Raw genomic sequence first — 19,134 nt, 5'->3', positions numbered from 1 at the left:
ACAATACCCCCGAGGTACCCGGGGCCGTCAACCGGTTGCTATACGTTATACCACTACAGGAGAGATCACCCAGATGGGATCACCGGACATGGCCGCGACGACATTGCACCGCAGCTACCTCTACGTCCCGGGCGACCGACCGGACCGCCTCGAAAAGGCTCTCGCCAGCGCCGCCGACGCCGTGATCGCCGATCTCGAGGACGCAGTGGCACCCGCAGGGAAGGCCGAGGCCCGCAGCGCTATCGCTGAGGTACTCCGCTCCGACCGCGCGGATGGGCCCGAGGTGCTGGTGCGCATCAACAACGATGACCAGCTGGGTGAGGACCTGGCGGCCGTGATCGGAGCGGGCGTGGGCACCGTCTACCTGCCCAAGGCAGACAGCGCCTCATTGGGGCGACTCCTCGCCGAGCTGGGCCCGTCGGACACCCAGGTGGTCGCGCTCATCGAGTCCGCCCGCGGCCTGCTCGATGCAGCCGCCCTCGCCGCAACGTCCGGGGTGCGCAACCTCGCGATCGGCGAGGCCGACCTGACTGCCGAGCTCGGCATCGAGCCATCGGATGACCGCCGAGAGATGTGGCCGCTTCGCTCCCAGCTCGTGGTGGCGTCCGCAGCCGCCGGAATCGACCCGCCCACCGGGCCGGTCAGCACCGACTTCCGCGACCTCGACGACCTGCGCGAGGACACCGAGGCCCTGCGACGCGCCGGCTTCGTCGCCCGCTCGGCCATCCACCCCGCGCAGCTGGAGGTGATCAACGAGGTCTTCACGCCGAGCGACGCAGAAGTGCAGCGGGCCTCGCGGCTCGTGGAGTTGTTCGAGGAATCGGTCGCACGCGGCGACGGCGCCTGCGTGGATGACGAGGGACGCATGGTCGACGAAGCCGTCGTGCGCTCCGCGCGGCGCGTGCTGGCAAGAGGACGCCGAACGCCGTAGTTGGTAGGTCTCTCAGCGGAACACCGTTTCCATGGTTGGTCCGAAGCCCTATGCTCATGCGAGCATGGGAAGATGGAATCGGCGACAAGGGGACCAGCCATGATCAACGCACGCACGATGCTCGCAGCCGGCTTGGCCGCAGCGGCAATGCTCTCCGGCTGCGCCAGCGCCACGGAGGTCACAGCCAAGTCCGCGGAACGCGAGGCCGCCCCCGAGGAGACCACCAGCTCCACCGCGGCACCCACCACCGCCGCGCCCACCACCGCCGCACCCACCACCGCCGCACCCACCACCGCCGCGCCCACCACCGCGGCGCCGGCGGCGGAGCCCGAGTCGCTGAGCTGGTCACCGCCCGACGGTACACCCGGCCCCCAGATGTTCACGCTCGACACCTATGACGTGAAGGCAGGCGACATGGTCACCGCCACCGTCAGCGGCTTTGCACCCAACGTGTCACTCGGTAGCGGCTTCGTGGGTGTGTGGCCCCCGAGCGGCGTGCCCGATGAGGACCACCTGCCGAGCTACATCCCCGCCGTCGCGACCACCGACGCCAGCGGCAACGCCACTATCGAGATCGAGATACACGAAGTGTGCGGCAAGGGCGACTGCTACCTGTCGATTGCCGACGGCATCGGGTTCAACGCCTGGTACGCAGCACGCCAGCTCAACTACGTCGGCTGAGCAGCCTCGCAGGCCCGACCTGCGCCCGGTCAACCAGTCCCTATCCTCGACTGCGTGACCCACAAACCGGCCGCGCTACTAGCCGCAGCAATCGCTGCGCTTGGCCTGCTGGCATCCGCATGCACGCCGGGCGACGATGCAGCGGACGGCACAGATGACGAGACGACCACCGCGCCGAGCACCCGGCCACCCGCGGCCAGCGCGCCGCCCGAAACGCTGGCCCCGGGTGAGGCAGGCCCCGAGGAACCTCCCGAGGTCGAATGGGTGGTGCAGGTCGGCAGCGCAGACAACGACGGGCTCGAGTCGGTGGCAGCGCGCGACGACGAGCTGGTTGCGGTCGGCTGGTCAGAAGGCGACCTGGGCGGCACCCCCTCGGGAGGAACGGACGCCCTGGCGGTGACGGTCGGCACCGATGCAGAGGTGAGGTCCTCCAGCCTGCTGGGCAGCAGCGGCGACGACCGCGCTGCCGCGGTTGGCTCCGGCGCATCCGGCACGATCAGTTGCGGCTCCACCTCGGGATCGCTGTCCGGTCCGCCGACCGGACCGACCGACGCGTGGTGTGCACCCGTGCTCGGCGACGGTGCCCTCGGACCGGTCCACCAGCAGGGCGGCACCGAAGCCGACGTTCTGCACGCAGCAGCCATGACACCCGAGGGCGACGACGGCTATGCGGCCGGCGCCACTGCCGGGCTCTTCCCCGGGGCCTCCGACAGCTCCTCGGGGTTCCTCGGCGCCGGCGACGCCCTCATCTGGAAGGTCGACGCGAGCGGAATCCCCGTCTGGATCCGCCAGTTCGGAACCGCCGCGGCCGACGAGGCCACGGGCGTGGCCGCCACGCCCGACGGTGACGGAATCGTGACCGGCTCCACGCTCGGCGACCTCGACGGTCCCTCCGCCGGCGGGGTCGACGGGTTCGTCTCGCGCTATGACCCCGACGGCCTCCCCCGCTGGTCCAGGCAGTTCGGCTCGGCCGGCGACGACACCGCTGCTGACGTGGCCGTCGGCGGTGAGCCGGCACGCGGGACCGAGACCTTCGTGGTCGTGGGCAGCACCACAGGCAAGGTGGCCCCCGCCCTCGGCGGCGAGCTGACCGACCAGCTCGACGCGCCCCGCGCCGATGGCGGCGAACCCGCCCCCTCCAACGCCGGCGGCGACGATGCGCTCGTGGCGGCATTCGACGCCACGGGCGACCCCGTGTGGACCACGCAGCTGGGCACCGCGACCGACGACACCGCAACGGCGGTATCGCTGGACGGCTCGACGGTCCTGGTGGGCGGCACCACCTCTGCGAGCCTGGCGACCAACGGCACCCCGGCCGCCGGGGGAATCGACGGATTCCTGGCGGCGGTCGACCGCGACACCGGCCGGCTGCGCTGGATCACGCAGTTCGGCAGTCCCGAGGACGACCGGGTCACCGGGCTCGCGGTCACCGAGGACGGCCTCGTGGTGCTGTCGGGCACGACCAGTGGCCAGATGGGCGAGGACCCGCCGGCCGGTGGCACCGACGGCTTCCTGATCGCGTTCCCGCTGCCCTCGGCAGGCGGATCCGTCGCATCAGCTCTTTGATCCCCGGTACAATCCACACCCCCACACCCCCGCCCGGAGGCCAAGTGGATCGCATGAGCACCATGGACGCCGAGTTCCTCCACCTGGAGGACTCCGTGTCGCATATGCACATCGCCGGGATCTGCACCTTCTCGGACCCGCCGCCGGCGTACGACGAACTCGAGGCGATGGTTGCCTCGAAGCTCCACGAGATCCCCCGCTACCGCCAGCGTGTGCGCAACGTGCCCTTCGAGCTCGGGCGCCCCGTCTGGGTTGACGACCCACACTTCAGCCTGCGGTACCACCTTCGCCACACCGCCCTGCCTCCGCCCGGGGACGAGGAGCAGCTCAACCGGCTCATGGGTCGACTCATGTCCCAACCGCTCGACAGGAGCCGCCCGCTGTGGGAGGCATGGCTGGTCGAAGGCCTGTCAGATGACCGCTGGGCACTGATATTCAAGCTCCACCACTGCATGGTCGATGGCGTCGCCGGCGTTGCACTCCTCGAGGCGCTGCTGGACCTCGAGGCCGACGCCAGGCCCGGCGAACCGGAACCATGGACTCCCCAACCAGAGCCTGCGGCTCCGGCATTGGTGCTCGATGCCTGGGCAGGCGCGGCACAGACGGCTGTCGGCTGGATCGAGTCCATCGTCGGAGCGGCCCGCGACCCGTTCGCCGGACTGCGGCGCGTCGGAGAGCTGGGAGCGGGGCTGCTGCACATGGGCGAGCACCTCAGCAGCACCCCGGAGTCATCCCTGGAAGGACCGATCGGACCCCACCGCCGGTGGACCCACAGCACGGTACCGCTGGAGAGGATCAAGGACGTCGGCCACACCCTCGGCGGCACCGTCAACGACGTGGTCCTCACCGCGATCACTCTCGGCTACCGTGACCTGCTCGTCGCGCATGGCGACGATCCCCGCGATGTGGTCGTGCGGTCACTGGTGCCGGTGTCGGTGCGTGACGAGGCAGGCGAGGGCGTACTCGACAACCGCGTGTCGGCGTTGCTGCTCGAACTGCCTGTCGACGACGACGAGCCACTCGAGCTGTTCGCCGAGGTGCGGCGCCGGATGGGTGACCTCAAGGGCTCCCACATGGCCGAGTTCGGCGCCGCGTTCCAGGAAGCCGGCGACCTCGCCCCGCCGGCGGTGATCGCCTCGCTCACCCGACTGGGCACGCTGAGCCAGCACCGGCTCACGCAGCGCTCGGTGACCACCGTGACCACCAATGTGCCCGGACCGCAGTTTCCGCTCTACTGCCTCGGCCGCGAGATGCTCGAATACATGCCGTTCGTGCCGATCATGCACGGCGCGAGGGTGGGCACGGCGATCCTCTCCTACAACGGGCGTGTCTGCTTCGGACTCACCGGCGACTACGACTCCACCCCGAAGCTCGACGTGCTGGCCGACGGGATCGTGCGCGGCATCGACCGGCTGCACGAACTGACCTGATCAGCGCGCGTCCTTGACCAGAGGACCGCGCAACTCCGGGCGCCGCCCGAACACGAGATCTGTATCGGTCGTGATCAGTTTCTCGGCAGCCCGGGCGGGGTGAAGGGTGGCTCGGAGATCGGTGTCTTGCGCACCTGCCAGGTGTCGCACCGGCTCGTTGATCGTGCGGTCAAACGGTGCCGGACGGTCCGGACGCGACCACACCGCGTTCTCCGGCGGGTCGAACGCACCGGCTCCTCCATGAGCGCCATGCCTGCTGGCAGCCACGAGGCACACCCTGTTCTCGGCGGATCGCTCGGGTAGCACCAGCTTCAGGTCAGTTGCCTCGGCGGCGCTGAACGGCACCGCCAGCAGCTCTGAACCGCCCAGCACGGCGAGTCGCCCGGCTTCGGGCACGAGGGCATCGTCGCCGACCAGCACCGACAGGCGGCCGAACGCAGCGGCCAGGACCTTGACCCGGCCACCGAGCACCTCCTGCCAGGAGCGGTGTCGCTCCGGCACATGAAGGGCCGGCTGGTGGACCTCCACACCGTCCGCGCTCAGCACCAATCCGACATGGGCGTACGCAGGCTCACCGGTACCGGGGCCGGCAGCTCCGTCACGGTGGTCACCTTCCACGACCGAGGTCACCACGTGCGATCCGGTGCCACTCAGTGCGGCGGTGATCGACTCCACCAATGCGCGGCCGGCCAGTGCGGCTGCGGCCGGGTCACCGACGATGCCCGCGGCCTCGGAGGCCAGTTCGGGCAGCACGATCAATTCGGCCCCATCTGACGCGAGCCGCTTCACTGCATCGGCGAGGGCTTCGATGTCGCCGCAGTGGTCCTGCAGCGCGGCCACCTCCACCGTGTCGGCACCGGTCGCAGGAAGCGGCTCCACCGGCTGTGCGACGGGCCCGTACAGGTCCGGGCGACGAAGACCGAGCAGGTTGGTTCCGTCGGGGCGCCTGCGTTCACCGGCCGAGGCCACCTCGATGTCGGCGGTGATGATCGCCTCACCATCGGCGGGCGCCATCACCAGCACCGTTCCGTCGGGAGCAACGACCTGGCTCTCTCCCGCGCCCGTGAATGTCTCGGGTGGCACGTCGAGCGCACCGGAGAACTCGGCGAGGCGGTGCTCGGGAAGCAACGGGCCGACCTTGCAGCACGCGACGATCCACACGCCGTTCTCGGCGGCACGAACCGGCACGTGCAGCGATGCTTCGTCGAGGGCGAACGAGTTGAGGCTGTTGCAGAGGATCTCCGCACCGTCCACTGCGAGGGCGCGGGCGGTCTCGTTGACCACTCCGTCCATGCAGCAGTACATGCCGATTCGGCCGAGCGGCGTGTCGATCACCGGCGACACCGAGTCGCCACCGGAGAGGTAGGTGCGCTCGGCGCCCATGAGCACGTGCTTGTCGGCCTGGGCCACAAGCCCGTCGGTCGGCGAGAAAAGCATCTGGGTGATGGTCATCCGTGGCGGTGTGCCGCCCTCGGCAGGCGACCTGCGCACCGTTGCGTTGGCCACCACCCACATGTCGCCGGCGGCCGCCGCGGCGGCCAGGGCGGTCACGAACGCATCGTCGGGATCAGCAACGTCGATCGCGACCTGCCATGCGTGGTCGGCCGACTCGTAGACAGAGAGGTGGTTGCCGAACTCGGGCAGCACGACCAGGTCTGCCTCGCGCTCGGCTGCGGCGCCGACCATCCGCACGAGCGTTTCGATGTTGGCCCCGACGTCCGGGCCGATCTCGCACTGCGCGGCGGCCACGCGAACGGTGCGCCGCTGAGTGCTCACGACTGGCCGGCCGACGTCGGGAAGTTGCCCGCCTTTGCCAGCAGACCCGGGGTGCCGTGCTCGAGTGACTCCTCCATCCACGGCACGGACGCGATCAGGGCATCGAGGTCCACGCGGGTGTCGTAGCCCATCCGCTCCAGCAGGTAGACGAGATCCTCGGTGGGGATGTTGCCAGTGGCGTTGGGTGCGAAGGGGCAACCACCGATACCGGCCATCGACGAGTCGAGCACCCTCACGCCGGACTCGACCGCGGCCGCGGCGTTGGCGAGTCCGGTGTTTCGGGTGTTGTGGAAGTGACAGCGCAGTGTGGCGTCGCCGAGCAGCGGAGTCACGGCCTCGATGCGCTCGCTCACGTCGGTCGGCACGGCGACGCCTATCGAGTCCGCCAGCGCGATCTCGTCGGGGCGGTGTTCGGCGATCGAGGAGACGACCTCGGCAAGGCGGGCGACGGGCACCTCGCCCTCATAGGGGCAGCCGAAGCTCGCAGCGACCGTCACCGAGGTTCGCAGCCCGGCCTCGTGCGCGGACTGCGCGATGTCCGCCCACACATCCACCAGACCGGCCGTGTCGGTGCCCTGGTTCTTGTTCGCGAACGTGTCGGTGGCCACCACCACCACGTTGATCTCGTCCACCTTCGTCTCGACCGCACGGTCGAACCCACGGCGGTTGAGGACCAGGCCGATGTAGCTGGCATCCAAGTCGCGCGGAACCGCCGCCATCACATCGTCGGCGTCGGCCATCTGGGGTACACGCTTGGGATTCACGAAGCTGACCGCCTCGATCCTGCGGATGCCGGCGCGCAGCGCACGCTCGATCAGTTCGACCTTTGCCGCGGTGGGGAGCAGTGTGGGGTCGGACTGCAGGCCGTCGCGGGGCGAGACCTCGACGATGGTGACCCTGTTCGAATCGGCTTCGGAATCGGCGCCCAACATGTCCTCCTCGCTCGGCTCCCCTGTGCTACCACGGCTTTCCAGCCCGGCGGCCCAACGGGTACGGTGAATGGTAACAGCGTTCCACTGAGCGGAACAGCACGCGGGAACGCACCGATACCGGGCCGAGAGGTGGTTCACATGGCCGACTCAACAGAATCCTCCGAAGCAGGGCAGGCACCACTGTCCGACCTGAGGGTCATCGAGATGGGCCAGCTGCTGGCCGGTCCGTTCTGTGGGCAGTTGCTCGCCGACTTCGGCGCCGAGGTCATCAAGATAGAGCCCCCCGAGGTCGGCGACCCCATGCGCGAATGGGGCCGCGAGAAGTCCGGCGGCAAGTCGCTCTGGTGGCCGGTGGTCGCCCGCGGCAAGAAGTCCCTCACGCTCAACCTCCGCGAGGCAGCCGGCCAGGAAGTCGTGCGCGAACTCGCCAGGAAGGCCGACATCCTCGTGGAGAACTTCCGCCCGGGCACCCTCGAGAAGTGGAACCTCTCCCCCGAGGAACTCCAGGCCATCAACCCGCGCCTCATCATCGTGCGGGTCAGCGGCTACGGACAGGACGGCCCTTATGCGGCCCGACCGGGCTACGGCGCGATCGGCGAAGCGATGGGTGGCCTCCGTGCAGTCATCGGCGAGCCCGACCGACCGCCCTCGCGAGCCGGCATCTCGATCGGCGACACGCTCGCCGCGACATTCGCCTGCGTCGGCGCCCTTGTGGCGCTGCACGCCCGGGAGAACACCGGCAAGGGCCAGGTTGTCGACTCGGCGCTCTACGAGGCGGTACTCGGCGTGATGGAGAGCCTCATCCCCGAATACGAGATCACCGGATACGTGCGGCCCCGCACCGGGTCCATCCTGCCGAACGTCGCCCCCGCCAACGCCTATCCCACCAAGGACGGCAAGGAACACCTGATCTCCGGCAATCAGGATACGGTCTGGAAGCGCCTCGCCGAGGCGATGGGCCGCCCCGAACTCGGCGATGACGCCCGCTACTGCACCCACTCCGCCCGCGGCGAGAACCAGGCCGAACTCGACGCCCTGATCGGCGAATGGTCGGCCACGCTGGATGCAGCCGAACTCGAGGCGCGCCTCAACGAGTTCTCGGTGCCCAACGGCAAGATCTACACCGCACCCGACATGCTCGAAGACGCCCACTTCGAGGCACGCAAGGCGATCGTCCGCCTGGCGCACCCGACCCTCGGTGAGTTCCCGATGCAGAACGTGGTGCCGAAGCTCTCCGACACGCCCGGCGAGGTGCGCTGGGTCGGCCCGGAGCTGGGCGAGCACAGCGACGAGGTGCTCACGGGCGTGCTCGGCAAGTCCGACCAGGAGATCACGAAGCTGCGCGACGCCGGAGTCGTCTGAGCTTCGCACCACCCACCCAAGGGGGATCAGACATGACAGTCCAGGAGCTGAAAGCCGCCGAGCCCGACCGGCCGGCCGGCTACGACAACGTGATCGGCCCCCGGGCCCGTTTCGGTGTGATCGCCCCGTCGACCAACACCACGGTGGAGGCCGACCTCTGGATGATCCGCCCGCGCGACGTGAGCTTCCACACCGGCCGCATGTACATCGGCAGCCCGGTGATCAGGTCGAATGCCGACTTCGAGGGCTTGATCGGTCAGATCCGCGAGTCGATCACGACCGCCGTGCGCGACGTGATGACGTGCTTCCCCACGTACATGCTCATGGGCATGTCCGCCGAGACGTTCTGGGGCGGCGTGAAGGGCAACCAGGCGTTCATCGAACGCATCAAGGACAGCAGCGGACTCGACGTGTCCACAGGCGCCTCGTCGTGCCGGGCAGCGCTCGAGTTCTTCGGCTCCGAGCGGATCGCCGTGTTCTCGCCGTACCAACCGATCGCCGATGAGCAAGTGGGCACCTACTTCCGCGAGGCCGGCTTCGACGTCGCTGCCATCACAGGGCTGCGGTGTCCGTCCGCGACCGCGATCGCCGAGGTGGGTGAGGGCGTCAACGCCGATGTCGTAGCCGACCTCGACGACGACTCCGTCGACGCGATAGTGCAGGTCGGCACCAACCTGAGCTTCGTGAACCAGGCCGCTGAGCTGGAGCGCAAGCTCGGCAAGCCGGTGATCGCCATCAACGTGGCCACACTCTGGCACGCACTGCGGGCTTGCGGGATCGACGACCAGATCAACGGCTTCGGCCGCATCCTCGAGGAGGCCTGATGGCCACCGACACATCCAGCGCAGAGGCGGAGACACTCGACCGGGTGGTGGTGGTCGGCGCAGGTCCCGTCGGCATGTGCACAGCATTGTCGTTGGGACGCTCGGGAGTGCCGGTCACGGTGTTCGAGCTGGGCAATGGCCTGGCCGCGGAATCGCGGGCATCCACCTTCCACCCGCCGACACTCGAGCTGCTCGAGGAGCTGGGGCTCGCGGACGAGGTCATCGCCCGGGGGCTCGAGGCTCCGAAGACCCAGTTCCGTGACCGCAACGCCGGGCCGATAGCCGAATTCGACCTCGGCCACCTGGCGGGCGAGACCGAGTTCCCGTTCCGCATCCAGCTGGAACAGAACAAGCTGGCCGAGATGGTGCTGGCCGTGATCGAGCAAGAGGCATCCATCGGCGAGATCGACGTCGAGGTGCGCTTCGGCTGGCGCAACCTCGGTGTCACCGATTCGACCGATGATTCCGTCACGCTGGGGTTCACCACGGATCCCGCCGACATGGATCCGCGGTTTGTGTTCGATCCCCGGGCAACCAACACCGTCACCGCTCCGTGGGTGGTGGCATGTGACGGCGCCCACTCGGCCACGCGGGAGTCGCTCGGCATCGAACTCGTGGGCGAGACCTACCCCGAGAGGTTCCTCGTGGCATCGGTGACCGAGGAGCTGACCGACCACCTGGCCGACCTCGCGTACGTCAACTACGTTGCCGACCCCGAGGAGTGGCTGGTCCTGCTGCGTACACCCGACCACTGGCGAGTGCTGTTCCCGATCGCCCCTGAAGATGACCGCGACGAGGGTGACTTCACCGAGGACGACGTGCAGCGGCGACTCAATGGCGTGGTCGACCTCGGCCGCCCCTGGGGAATCATCCAGTGGGCGCCCTACATCGTGAACCGCCGTGTGGCCGAACGCATGCGGATCGGCCGGGTGCTGCTCGCCGGCGATGCCGGTCACCAGAACTCGCCACTTGGCGGCATGGGCATGAACTCCGGCATCCAGGACGGCATCTCGGCGGCCCGCCGGTTGGCCGATGTGTGGAACGCCAAGTCCGACGACTCGGTGCTCGACGAGTACGACGAGAACCGCCGGCGCGTGGCCACTGACTACGTCCAGGCGGACAGCCATGCCAACTGGCTGGCCCTTCGCGAGCCCGACCCCGACAGGCGGGCTGCGCTGCAAGAGGAACTGCGGGCCACAGCTGCTGACCCCGACCTGCACAGGGCCAAGGTCCAGCGCTCCGCCATGATCGACGCGATCAGGGCCAACCTCTAGGCGGAGTCCATTCCCAGGTACCCCGCGCGTGGGCGTCGTTGTTCTTCTTCGCCCTGCTGTTCTGGCTCTCGATGGACTACCAGGTGTTCCTGCTGGCCGCGATCCGCGAGCGCTACGGGTCGACGTGCGACACCCAGGTCGCGATCCGCGAAGGCATCGCCCGCACCGGCCGACCGGTCACGAACGCTGCGCTGATCATGATCGTGGTCTTCGTGGCGTTCGGGATCACCGGGCCGATCCCACCCACCGAGCTCGGCATCACCATGGCCGTGGCGGTCGCCCTCGATGCCACGGTCGTGAGGATGATGCTGGTGCCTTCACTGATGGGTCTGCTCGGCGAACGCAACCGGTGGCTGCCGAAGTGGTTGGATCAGCGAATGCCCGAGGTCAGCTTCAAGCACTAGCGCAGGGCCACCGCGCTACCGCGCCAGACTGTGCGCATGGCCGAAGCACCGGTGCCCTCGCTCTCGCTCGAAGCCGTCCGCGCCCAGTGGGTGAGGCGCGCCGGCTTCGCCGAGCCGGTCGGCGGCACCCTGGACCACCTGCTCGACGAGACCGGGTGGCTGCGAACGCTCGGTGGCGTCGACCCAGCACTGGCCTTGCTGGCTCGACGTGCGGACCTGACGCTGGCCGACATCTCGCAGGCCATGGCCGACGGGGGCCTCGCGGTCACCCCGGCAGTTCGCAACTGCATCTACGTCGTGCCGGGCGAGAAGCGAGCGGTCGCCCTCGCGGAGGCCCACAGCAAGTGGGAACGGCGGATCGCCCGCGAAGCTCCGAAAGCGGGGATCCGCGACGGCGAACTCGACGAGGTGGCGCAAGCCGTCCTCGCGGTCCTCGCCGGACCAATGACCACCGAGGCGATCAGCGAGGCGCTCGGCGAGGGTGCGGTGCGCAGCCTCGGCGAAGAGGGCCGGTCGGTGGGCATCTCCTCCACGCTTCCGCCTGCGCTGCGGCTGCTGGAACTCACCGACCGGATACGCCGCCATCCGGTGGACTACCGCATCGACACCGAACGCCACCTGTGGCGCACGGTGGCAGAACCGGCGCCCGACGAGCGACCCGATGAGCAGCGCCGCGCCGAGCTCGTGGCCGACTACGCCCGCCACTGTGGGCCGCTTCACCTCGAGGACTTCACCGCCTGGATGGACTCCTCCAAGCGCGATGCCCGCGCTGCCATCGAGGCGGCGGGGCTGGTCGAAGTCGACGTCGAGGGCCATGGGGCGGCCTGGTGCCACGCCGACCACTTCGATGAACTGGTCAGCGGCGAACCGATCGACCCGCACCTGGTTCGGCTGCTCGGCTTCGAGGACCTGGCACTCGTGGCCCACACACCTGCCGCCTGGTTTGCCGACAAGCACCACGACCTCCGACTGCCTGTCTGGGGGCGGGGCTCACACACCCTCGGCGGCGCCCACCACCTCGCCATGCGAACCGTCCTCATCGGATCCCACATGGCGGGTTTCTGGGCATGGGACCCCGAGCGGAGGGCCGTCGAGGTCGTCGTACTCGAGGCGACTGATGCCGAAGGAACAGAGGCCATCGGCGCCGCCGCCGAGGTCACCACCGCCTTCCTGCGCGAGTCGTTCGGCCACGCTCGGATGACTTCGATCGATGGCGACGCCACCGAGCAAGCGCGTCTGGACGCGCTGCGGGCGATGGTGGACTGATTCAGGCCCCGAGGCGCTTCATCATCTCGACCGCCTCGGCCTCATCGACGACGTCGGCGTACTTGGCGTCGAGGTCGAAGAGGTTGGCCTCATGGGGACCAGGCGCACGATCGCCACAGGCATCGGCCACCACCATCGGCCGGAACCCGTACTGCACGGCATCGACACCGGTGGCCCGGACACAACCCGACGTCGACAGCCCACAGATGACAACGGTGTCCACACCCATCGATGTAAGGGTGGCCGCCAGGCTCGTACCGAAAAAGGCGGACGCATACTGCTTGGTCACCACTACCTCTCCCGGTGCGGGGCGGGGATCCTCGATCCAGTCCGCCAACGGACTGCCACGCTCGAAGCACTCGAGTGCGCCGACCTTGCGGAAGAACATGCCGCCGTCGGCACCACCGGGCTCGAACTCGACACGGGTGAAGATCACCGGGACCCCGGCTGAGCGCGCCCCAGCAACCAGACGGGCGGCCGAGGCACACGCGTCCTCGACGCCTGCGTAGAGCGGGGAGCCAGGATCGATGTATGCCCTGCAAACGTCGATCACCACCAGAGCGGGGTGCTCGCCCCAGCCCAGGCGCCCCTTGAACCCGGCACCCTGGTAGTCAGATTCCAGTTCAGAGTCACCACCGGCCGACATGCACGGCATCCGACCACCTCGGGAGTGGTCAGTCAAGACCGCCGGTATCGGCACCAGCACTCGATGCAGCTCATCAAGTCCTTCTGCACCCTCGACCTGATCAGCGCTGGCCGCGTCATCCTGGGAGTCGGGGTTGGCACACCGAGCGAGGAGCTCGACCTGCGGGGCCACGTCAACGGGTAGCGCGACCCGGTGACAGCGGGGTGTCGGCATGGGAGTTTGGGTGCGAAGCGGCGGCTGGAAACCCCCAGGGGCCGCTTCGGGAGAGGAAGCCCCCCTATCCGGTCCGGTCGGAACATGTTTCGGCCGGACCGGAGGTGGCGCGGTTGCGACAGGAGTGCCACGACCGGCCGGAGGCGTGGCGCGTGGTTGTCGGCGCGGGTCTGCTCAGGTGCCGAAGTCGACCTGTGGGGGCGCCTCGTTGGGCGTGGGTGCGTCGTAGAAGCTGGCCTTGTGCACGCCGGACATGCCCACGAACACCGACCACGGGATCGTGACCATCGTGCGGTTCAGGGTCGCAGCCGCATCGTTGTAGTACTGGCGGGCGAATGCGAGCTGGTCCTCTGTGCGTGTGATCTCGCCCTGCAGCTGCTGGAAGTTCGTCGAGGCCTTGAGGTCCGGGTAGGCCTCGGCCACGGCGAACAGGTTGGCGAGGGCCTGGGTCATCTGCGCATCGGCGGCTGCCTTCTCCCCCACCGAGGATGCCGATCCCGCGGCAGCCCTGGCCGCAGTGACAGCCTCGAGGGTGCCCGCCTCGTGCTGCATGTAGCCCTTGACGGTCTCGACGAGGTTGGGGATCAACTCGGCACGCCGTGTCAGCTGCACATCGATGCCGGCCTCGGCTTCCTCGACCGACACGGACTGGCCGCGCAGGCGGTTGAGGGCGGTCACGACCAGCAGGCCGATGGCCACCACGAGAACCACGATGACTACCAAGGCGATGATCATTGAGACCTCCGGGGGCTGCGGTCAGGCGAAGAGATCCAAGCGTACCGGCGGCTACCACGAGCCGCCGCCACCTCCGCCACCGCCGGAGCCACCGGAGAACCCTCCACCGCTGCTCGCGCTGCTGGCGGCCTGCGATGCCGCGTAGGCCGCGCTGGCGGACGTGATCGCGCCGGCGAAGCTGCTGTTGAAGTCCGAGAACCCCCGGGAGTAGCCCATGCCGTAACCCCACCCATAGAGGTAGGGAACCTCGGGCGGGTCGACACCCTGGGCTTCGTAGCGCTTCGCCCATTCGTCGCCGACGCCGAGCGCAACCGCCCACGGCAGGTACTTCGGGAACCAGTCGAGGTGGGCCGCCGCGTCGAAACGGGAGTCGGACGAGTCCGTGCTCAGGAAGCGAGCGAAGCCGCCGGTTCGCGACCACACGTCGCGGCCCGCTTCGGTCCGCACGGTCGAGGCACCCACGTCGGTGGCCACGAACGCGGCAGGAACTGCGAACCCTGCCAGACCCGTGATGAGCCAGAGCGGGAACTCGAATCCGCCGAAGAAGTGAAAGCCTGCCATCGCAACGAGTCCCGCTCCGCTCAGCCAGCCCAGCACGGCCACGAGCGAGCCGACTCCTGAACGCTGCAGGTACGGGTCGACAGCCACCGTTGCACCACCCTCGAGGGACTCCTTGGCCTTCGCGATCTTCTTGCCGGCCTTGACCGTCTTGGAGACCGTGAAGGAGTCACCCACGCTGCGCAGGCTCAGCTTGGAGAGCATCTTCACCTACCAGTCCTCACAGGCGGTCTGGGTCACGTCACCGACCATGTCGATGCGCCACTTCTCGCCCTCGGGGGAGATGCGTACCAGGCCGCGGTCACCGAGGTCGAACAGCGTCGCCTGCAGCTCCTCGCCCGACGCCTTCTCGTCGAGCACCCGCACCCCCACGGCGGGCCTGATGCCCGCCGGTGGCTCGTAGAGCACCGGGAACCCCGGTGCGGTCTCGCGGGTCGCCCGGATGCCGAGCAGCCCGAGGCCGAGGCCCGTCAGGCCGGTCAGCAATGCCAGCCATATGAGCTCCGAGGGCGCCTGGTTGGGCGGCACGATGTCCGACGGCATGCCGACGCGGACGGTCACGGGTTCGAAGGGAGCCAGCGCACCGGTCTGCAGGGTCATCGTGCGACCATCGACGGTCGGCTCGCACGGGGTGGATTCGCCGATCACACATTCCGTCCGGGTTGGCTCGGCCGGCAGGTTCACGGTGATGTCTGTCGCGCCGATCGGCATCGGCCAGCCGGAGCCGATCACGTCCCACCACCACAGCGTTGTGTCCGGATCTTCCTCACCGTTGATGACCGACGGCTCGAGCACGTCCTTGGTGCGCCACTTGAGGCCGTAGGTGTACTCGCCCGGCGGCAACCAGACGTCCTCCACACCGATGCGCGCCGTGGCGGTCCCCCGCGCGGAGTCCTGCCAGACCCATGGCTCGGGTTGGCCGTCGCGCGTGACGGTGAGACCCTCGATGGCGTGGTCGATGTCGCGGCGGGGGTCAGCCGTGTCGAAGATCCGGAAGATGCCCCGACGGGCGACCGGGAAGTTGACCGTGATCTGCTCGTCGGCCTCGAGCACACCGTCGTCGCCGAGGGTCATCGTCACCTCGTAGGAGGTGATGTCGGACACGTCGAGGTCCTGCGAGCCTCCGGATCCCAGCGGATCGACCAGCAACACGACACCGACGGCGGCAGCCACCACCACGATGAAGAACACCGCGCCGAACTTCCGGCTCCGGGTTCGTGACTTCACCTCGACCACCTGGGGGGATGGGATGCTCGCATCCTGCCCAGCCTACGGGCGAGGGTCAGGCGTTTGGCGGAGAAGATGTGCCGACGCCGCGCCGGCGGATCCGCACCAGGTCCTCGTCATCGCCTGACGATGCCGGCGAGTGCGTCGGTTGCTCCCGGGTTGCGGGAGGGCTGTCCGGCAGCTCGAGCGGCTCGAATCCCCAGTCGGCCAGCAGGTCGAGATCCGCGTTCGCGGCCTGGCCCTCGGTGGTGAGGTAGTCGCCGACGAAGATCGAGTTGGCGAGCTCCAACCCCAGGCCCTGCACACTGCGCAGGTGAACCTCGCGGCCACCCGCGATGCGGATCTCGGTGTCGGGGAACATGTAGCGGTAGAGCGCGAGGATGCGCAGGCAACGCTGGGGAGTGAGTTCCCACTTGCCCGCCAGGGGTGTGCCGTCGATCGGGATCAGGAAGTTGATCGGCACCGAGTCCGGCTCCAGCGCCCGGAGCGCGAATGCGACCTCGACGATGTCATCGTCGGTCTCGCCCATCCCGAACAACGCACCCGAGCAGGGCGACAGACCGGCGTCGCGCGCTCGCTCGACGGTGTCGATTCGGTCATCGAAGGTGTGGGTCGAGCAGATGTCGTCGTAGTGCGACTCGGAGGTGTTGAGGTTGTGGTTGTAGGCGTACACGCCGGACTCGACGAGCCGTTCCGCCTGGCCCTCGGTGAGCAGGCCCAGGCAGGCACACACCTCGAGGTCGGGATGGGCGTCGTGGACGGCCATGACGGACTCCGAGATGTGCTCGAGGTCGCGCTCGCTCGGCCCGCGACCAGATGACACGAGGCACACGCGCGCTGCACCGGCGTGCACGGCACGTTCGGCGGCGTCAGCCACCACGTCGGCGCCGACGTTGTCGTAGGTGAGGATGCCTGCTTCGCTGCCCCGCCGCTGGGAGCAGTAGTTGCAGTCCTCGGGGCAGAGACCTGACTTCACGTTGACGAGGAAGTTGAGCTTGACCAGGTTGCCGAACGCCTCACGACGCAGCCGCCCGGCAGAGGTGACCGCCGCGATGGTGTCGGCATCGGACAGGCCCAGCACCGCCAGCGCGTCGTCACGATCGAGGGGTTCGCCCGCCCGCCCTCGCTCCTCGCAGCGTGCGAGGAGTGTTGATGCCGCTGCGCCCGTGTCCGTCATCTCATCGATGCTGCCACGACAAGCCCGCCGCGGGAAATGCGGCAGGCGGATAGGTTGCGCGCCATGCCCAGATTGAAGATGGTCCCGAGAAGCGAGCTGCACCCGTTCGGGGAGGTGATGTTCGGCATCCTGTTCGGGGAACGCGACCCGATCGACGAACCGGGGACTCCGTCGGGTACTCCGGGCGACTGGTGGCCGGTCTTCGCCAACTCGCCGGACTGCTTCGACCATTGCTGCGGCGGCTTCCAGTACTACCGGTCAACCGAACGCAAGCTGGACCCGAAGCTCCGTGAGCTCGGCCAGACACGCGCGGGCTGGGCGCGAGGGTCGAGCTTCGTGTTCTCCCAGCACTGCAAGGCGTCACGGGACGTGGGGCTCAGCAACGAGCAAGTGGACGCGATCCCCCACTGGCAGGTGGCGGACTGCTTCGATGCCGAACAGCGGGCGGTGCTCGCCTACACCGATGCGCTCGTCGTCATGGGCGGCAGGGTTGCGGATGGCATATTCGATGCGTTGCGCTCGCATCTGCAGGACGAGCAGATCCTGGAGCTCACCTACATCGTCATGACCTACGAGATGCACGCGACGATGTCGAAGGCCCTTCGCACCGAGTACGACGATGTGGACGATCCGGTGCAGGAACGGCCGGACCCGAGCGGCAACTTCGGCGGTCTGGACGTGTTCGAGGGAATCGAAGGCTCCCAGGGTGATCCACCGGCCTGAGGGGCGAAACGACCTGATTGACGCCGCTGGAGGGGCTGGTTACGGTTACGGAACCGCGTTCCGCTGAACGGAACAGCAGGCCGCAGGCCGGATACAACCGGGGGTATGTCCAAATGAGCGAGAAGCTGACGGTCGAGGCTCTCATCGACGACCTCTCCCCCGCAGAAAGGCAGCGGGCCGAGCGCGTCGAGGCAGTGCTACCCGCCCTTCGCGACAAGGCGGTCGAGGGAGACCGAGAGGGTGAGTTCCCGACCGAGCACGTCAAGACGCTGTCCGAAGCAGGGCTGCTCGGATTGGCCGTGCCCGAGCAGTTCGGCGGCCTCGGCGGCGGGCTGCGCGACATCGTCGGAGCGTGCTTCGCGATGGGCACCGCTTGCCCCTCCACGGCGCTGTCATTCTTCTTCCACAACAGCTCGGCGTCACGCGGGCTGCTCCCGCTCGAGGCACTGGACGCAGGCCTGTTCGACGATGAAGAGGCTCCGGTGGTCAAGGCCTTCGCAGAGCGCCTTCTCACCCGGATGGGCGAGGGGCGCTGGATGGCCAATTTCGCATCCGAGTCCGCCAAGTCCGCCTCGAGTGCAATCACCATCGGCACCTCGGCCGAGCCCGGCACCGACGCCGACGGCAACAAGGGCTGGCGGCTGACCGGGGTGAAGTCCTTCGGATGTGCGACCGGCGTTGCCGACGACTACCTGGTGGCCGCGAAGCTGCCCGGTGGCGACACAGCCGAGTACCTCGCAGTCTTCATGGTCGACCGCCGCGCAGAGGGCGTCGGAGAACGAGAGCGCTGGGATGCGATCGGCATGCGCGCCACGGCCACGCACGGAATCACGCTCGAGGACGTATTCGTGCCCGAAGCCGACGCCCTGGCAATCCCGGGTGCGTTCGTGAACATGATGCAGGTGAGCAGGGGCAGCTTCGTGGGCAGCCAGGTTGCGGGCACCGCCTGCTACCTCGGCGCCGCGCAGGCCATCTACGACTACGCGATCAACCATCTGACGACCTCGAAGTTCGCCGACACCGGTGAGCCGATCGGAACCGCGCCGTTCCAGCAGCAGCTCATCGGCTCGATGTCGATGCACCTCGGCACGGCACGCCACTGGCTGCTCAACCAGCTCGACCTCGAGACCTCGGAGCCACCGAAGCTCCCCAAGCCCGAGGTGGTGGCCAACTGGCGCATCGCCAAGGGAGTGGTCGCCGAAGAAGGCTTCGCAGTGGCCCAGAACGCACTCAAGGCCTGCGGCACGTCCAACACCGCATTCTCGGGCCTCGTCAGCCGCATGTACCGCGACCTCACGATGGGCCTCGTGCAGGCGTTCCCCGCCGAACGAGGCCGCCTCGAGGCCGCCTCGACGATCGTGAAGGGCCACGAGTCCACCCAGTTCGGTGGGACGAAGTCGGGCGGCTGA

The 19,134-nt window shown here is 68.5% G+C and carries 17 protein-coding genes; 10 read left to right on the top strand and 7 right to left on the bottom strand.

Annotated features, from left to right (window positions below):
* The first annotated feature begins 88 nt into the window (after nt 1-88).
* The 3 genes from GY812_08950 to GY812_08940 all read left to right on the top strand — a co-directional run bounded on the left by GY812_08950 (nt 89) and on the right by GY812_08940 (nt 4,608).
* Entirely contained in the window at nt 89-931 is an 843-nt protein-coding gene (locus GY812_08950; GenBank protein MCP4435605.1) for a CoA ester lyase, read from the top strand.
* A 735-nt stretch (nt 932-1,666) separates the two neighbouring features.
* Nucleotides 1,667-3,178 carry a hypothetical protein gene (locus GY812_08945; protein ID MCP4435604.1) on the top strand — a complete coding sequence of 504 codons (1,512 nt, stop codon included), beginning with the start codon at nt 1,667-1,669 and terminating at the stop codon, nt 3,176-3,178.
* A gap of 53 nt (nt 3,179-3,231) precedes the next feature.
* Entirely contained in the window at nt 3,232-4,608 is a 1,377-nt protein-coding gene (locus tag GY812_08940; GenBank protein MCP4435603.1) for a wax ester/triacylglycerol synthase family O-acyltransferase, read from the top strand.
* Here the strand turns inward: GY812_08940 and GY812_08935 are convergent, their stop codons facing one another.
* Nucleotides 4,609-6,384, bottom strand: coding sequence for a carbon-nitrogen hydrolase (locus GY812_08935; GenBank protein ID MCP4435602.1), 1,776 nt, complete (start codon nt 6,382-6,384; stop codon nt 4,609-4,611). It lies immediately after the preceding gene.
* On the bottom strand, nt 6,381-7,316 hold the full coding sequence (locus GY812_08930; protein ID MCP4435601.1) for a hydroxymethylglutaryl-CoA lyase: 936 nt from the start codon (nt 7,314-7,316) through the stop codon (nt 6,381-6,383). The genes GY812_08935 and GY812_08930 overlap by 4 nt, the downstream gene beginning before the upstream one ends.
* A 138-nt stretch (nt 7,317-7,454) precedes the next feature.
* On the opposite strand from GY812_08930, the gene GY812_08925 reads away from it, so the two are divergent.
* From GY812_08925 to GY812_08905, 5 genes are read left to right on the top strand one after another with little or no spacing between them, the layout of a single operon-like run.
* The gene (locus GY812_08925) at nt 7,455-8,678 is read left to right on the top strand and encodes a CoA transferase (protein ID MCP4435600.1); all 1,224 of its coding nucleotides are present in this window, start codon (nt 7,455-7,457) and stop codon (nt 8,676-8,678) included.
* 32 nt (nt 8,679-8,710) lie between these two features.
* Nucleotides 8,711-9,502, top strand: coding sequence for an arylmalonate decarboxylase (locus tag GY812_08920; protein MCP4435599.1), 792 nt, complete (start codon nt 8,711-8,713; stop codon nt 9,500-9,502).
* Nucleotides 9,502-10,776, top strand: coding sequence for an NAD(P)-binding protein (locus GY812_08915; protein ID MCP4435598.1), 1,275 nt, complete (start codon nt 9,502-9,504; stop codon nt 10,774-10,776). Before GY812_08920 ends, GY812_08915 begins: the two co-directional genes overlap by 1 nt.
* A gap of 38 nt (nt 10,777-10,814) precedes the next feature.
* Nucleotides 10,815-11,180, top strand: coding sequence for an MMPL family transporter (locus tag GY812_08910; protein ID MCP4435597.1), 366 nt, complete (start codon nt 10,815-10,817; stop codon nt 11,178-11,180).
* A gap of 36 nt (nt 11,181-11,216) precedes the next feature.
* Nucleotides 11,217-12,446: a winged helix DNA-binding domain-containing protein gene (locus GY812_08905; GenBank protein MCP4435596.1), complete on the top strand. Its 1,230-nt coding sequence runs from the start codon at nt 11,217-11,219 to the stop codon at nt 12,444-12,446.
* 1 nt (nt 12,447) lies between these two features.
* Here GY812_08905 and GY812_08900 read toward each other — a convergent pair whose 3' ends face one another.
* The 5 genes from GY812_08900 to bioB all read right to left on the bottom strand — a co-directional run bounded on the left by GY812_08900 (nt 12,448) and on the right by bioB (nt 17,002).
* Nucleotides 12,448-13,092: an isochorismatase family protein gene (locus GY812_08900; GenBank protein MCP4435595.1), complete on the bottom strand. Its 645-nt coding sequence runs from the start codon at nt 13,090-13,092 to the stop codon at nt 12,448-12,450.
* 387 nt (nt 13,093-13,479) lie between these two features.
* Nucleotides 13,480-14,040, bottom strand: a complete 561-nt coding sequence (locus GY812_08895; GenBank protein ID MCP4435594.1) for a LemA family protein — start codon at nt 14,038-14,040, stop codon at nt 13,480-13,482.
* A 51-nt stretch (nt 14,041-14,091) separates the two neighbouring features.
* Nucleotides 14,092-14,808, bottom strand: coding sequence for a DUF2207 domain-containing protein (locus GY812_08890; protein MCP4435593.1), 717 nt, complete (start codon nt 14,806-14,808; stop codon nt 14,092-14,094).
* Nucleotides 14,809-15,825 (bottom strand): DUF2207 domain-containing protein, encoded by a 1,017-nt coding sequence (locus GY812_08885; protein ID MCP4435592.1) that lies wholly within the window; start codon nt 15,823-15,825, stop codon nt 14,809-14,811.
* 55 nt (nt 15,826-15,880) lie between these two features.
* Nucleotides 15,881-17,002, bottom strand: coding sequence for a biotin synthase BioB (bioB, locus tag GY812_08880; GenBank protein MCP4435591.1), 1,122 nt, complete (start codon nt 17,000-17,002; stop codon nt 15,881-15,883).
* A gap of 63 nt (nt 17,003-17,065) precedes the next feature.
* Between bioB and GY812_08875 the strand changes: the two genes are divergently transcribed.
* Together GY812_08875 and GY812_08870 are read left to right on the top strand one after the other, a co-directional pair.
* Entirely contained in the window at nt 17,066-17,725 is a 660-nt protein-coding gene (locus GY812_08875; GenBank protein ID MCP4435590.1) for a carboxymuconolactone decarboxylase family protein, read from the top strand.
* 113 nt (nt 17,726-17,838) lie between these two features.
* Nucleotides 17,839-19,134 (top strand): acyl-CoA/acyl-ACP dehydrogenase, encoded by a 1,296-nt coding sequence (locus GY812_08870; GenBank protein MCP4435589.1) that lies wholly within the window; start codon nt 17,839-17,841, stop codon nt 19,132-19,134.

Source organism: Actinomycetes bacterium, from assembly GCA_024222295.1.
Taxonomy (GTDB): domain Bacteria; phylum Actinomycetota; class Acidimicrobiia; order Acidimicrobiales; family Microtrichaceae; genus JAAEPF01.
Note: the sequence above shows the minus strand (reverse complement) of the source record. Positions and strands in the feature narration are given on the sequence as shown.

Excerpts from the sequence above, each read along its gene's own strand:
- GY812_08950 (MCP4435605.1), top strand. The coding sequence starts at position 89 with ATGGCCGCGACGACATTGCACCGCAGCTACCTCTACGTCCCGGGCGAC.
- GY812_08940 (MCP4435603.1), top strand. The coding sequence starts at position 3,232 with ATGAGCACCATGGACGCCGAGTTCCTCCACCTGGAGGACTCCGTGTCG.
- GY812_08930 (MCP4435601.1), bottom strand. The coding sequence starts at position 7,316 with ATGTTGGGCGCCGATTCCGAAGCCGATTCGAACAGGGTCACCATCGTC.
- GY812_08925 (MCP4435600.1), top strand. The coding sequence starts at position 7,455 with ATGGCCGACTCAACAGAATCCTCCGAAGCAGGGCAGGCACCACTGTCC.
- GY812_08920 (MCP4435599.1), top strand. The coding sequence starts at position 8,711 with ATGACAGTCCAGGAGCTGAAAGCCGCCGAGCCCGACCGGCCGGCCGGC.
- GY812_08915 (MCP4435598.1), top strand. The coding sequence starts at position 9,502 with ATGGCCACCGACACATCCAGCGCAGAGGCGGAGACACTCGACCGGGTG.
- GY812_08905 (MCP4435596.1), top strand. The coding sequence starts at position 11,217 with ATGGCCGAAGCACCGGTGCCCTCGCTCTCGCTCGAAGCCGTCCGCGCC.
- GY812_08900 (MCP4435595.1), bottom strand. The coding sequence starts at position 13,092 with ATGTCGGCCGGTGGTGACTCTGAACTGGAATCTGACTACCAGGGTGCC.
- GY812_08895 (MCP4435594.1), bottom strand. The coding sequence starts at position 14,040 with ATGATCATCGCCTTGGTAGTCATCGTGGTTCTCGTGGTGGCCATCGGC.
- bioB (MCP4435591.1), bottom strand. The coding sequence starts at position 17,002 with ATGACGGACACGGGCGCAGCGGCATCAACACTCCTCGCACGCTGCGAG.
- GY812_08875 (MCP4435590.1), top strand. The coding sequence starts at position 17,066 with ATGCCCAGATTGAAGATGGTCCCGAGAAGCGAGCTGCACCCGTTCGGG.
- GY812_08870 (MCP4435589.1), top strand. The coding sequence starts at position 17,839 with ATGAGCGAGAAGCTGACGGTCGAGGCTCTCATCGACGACCTCTCCCCC.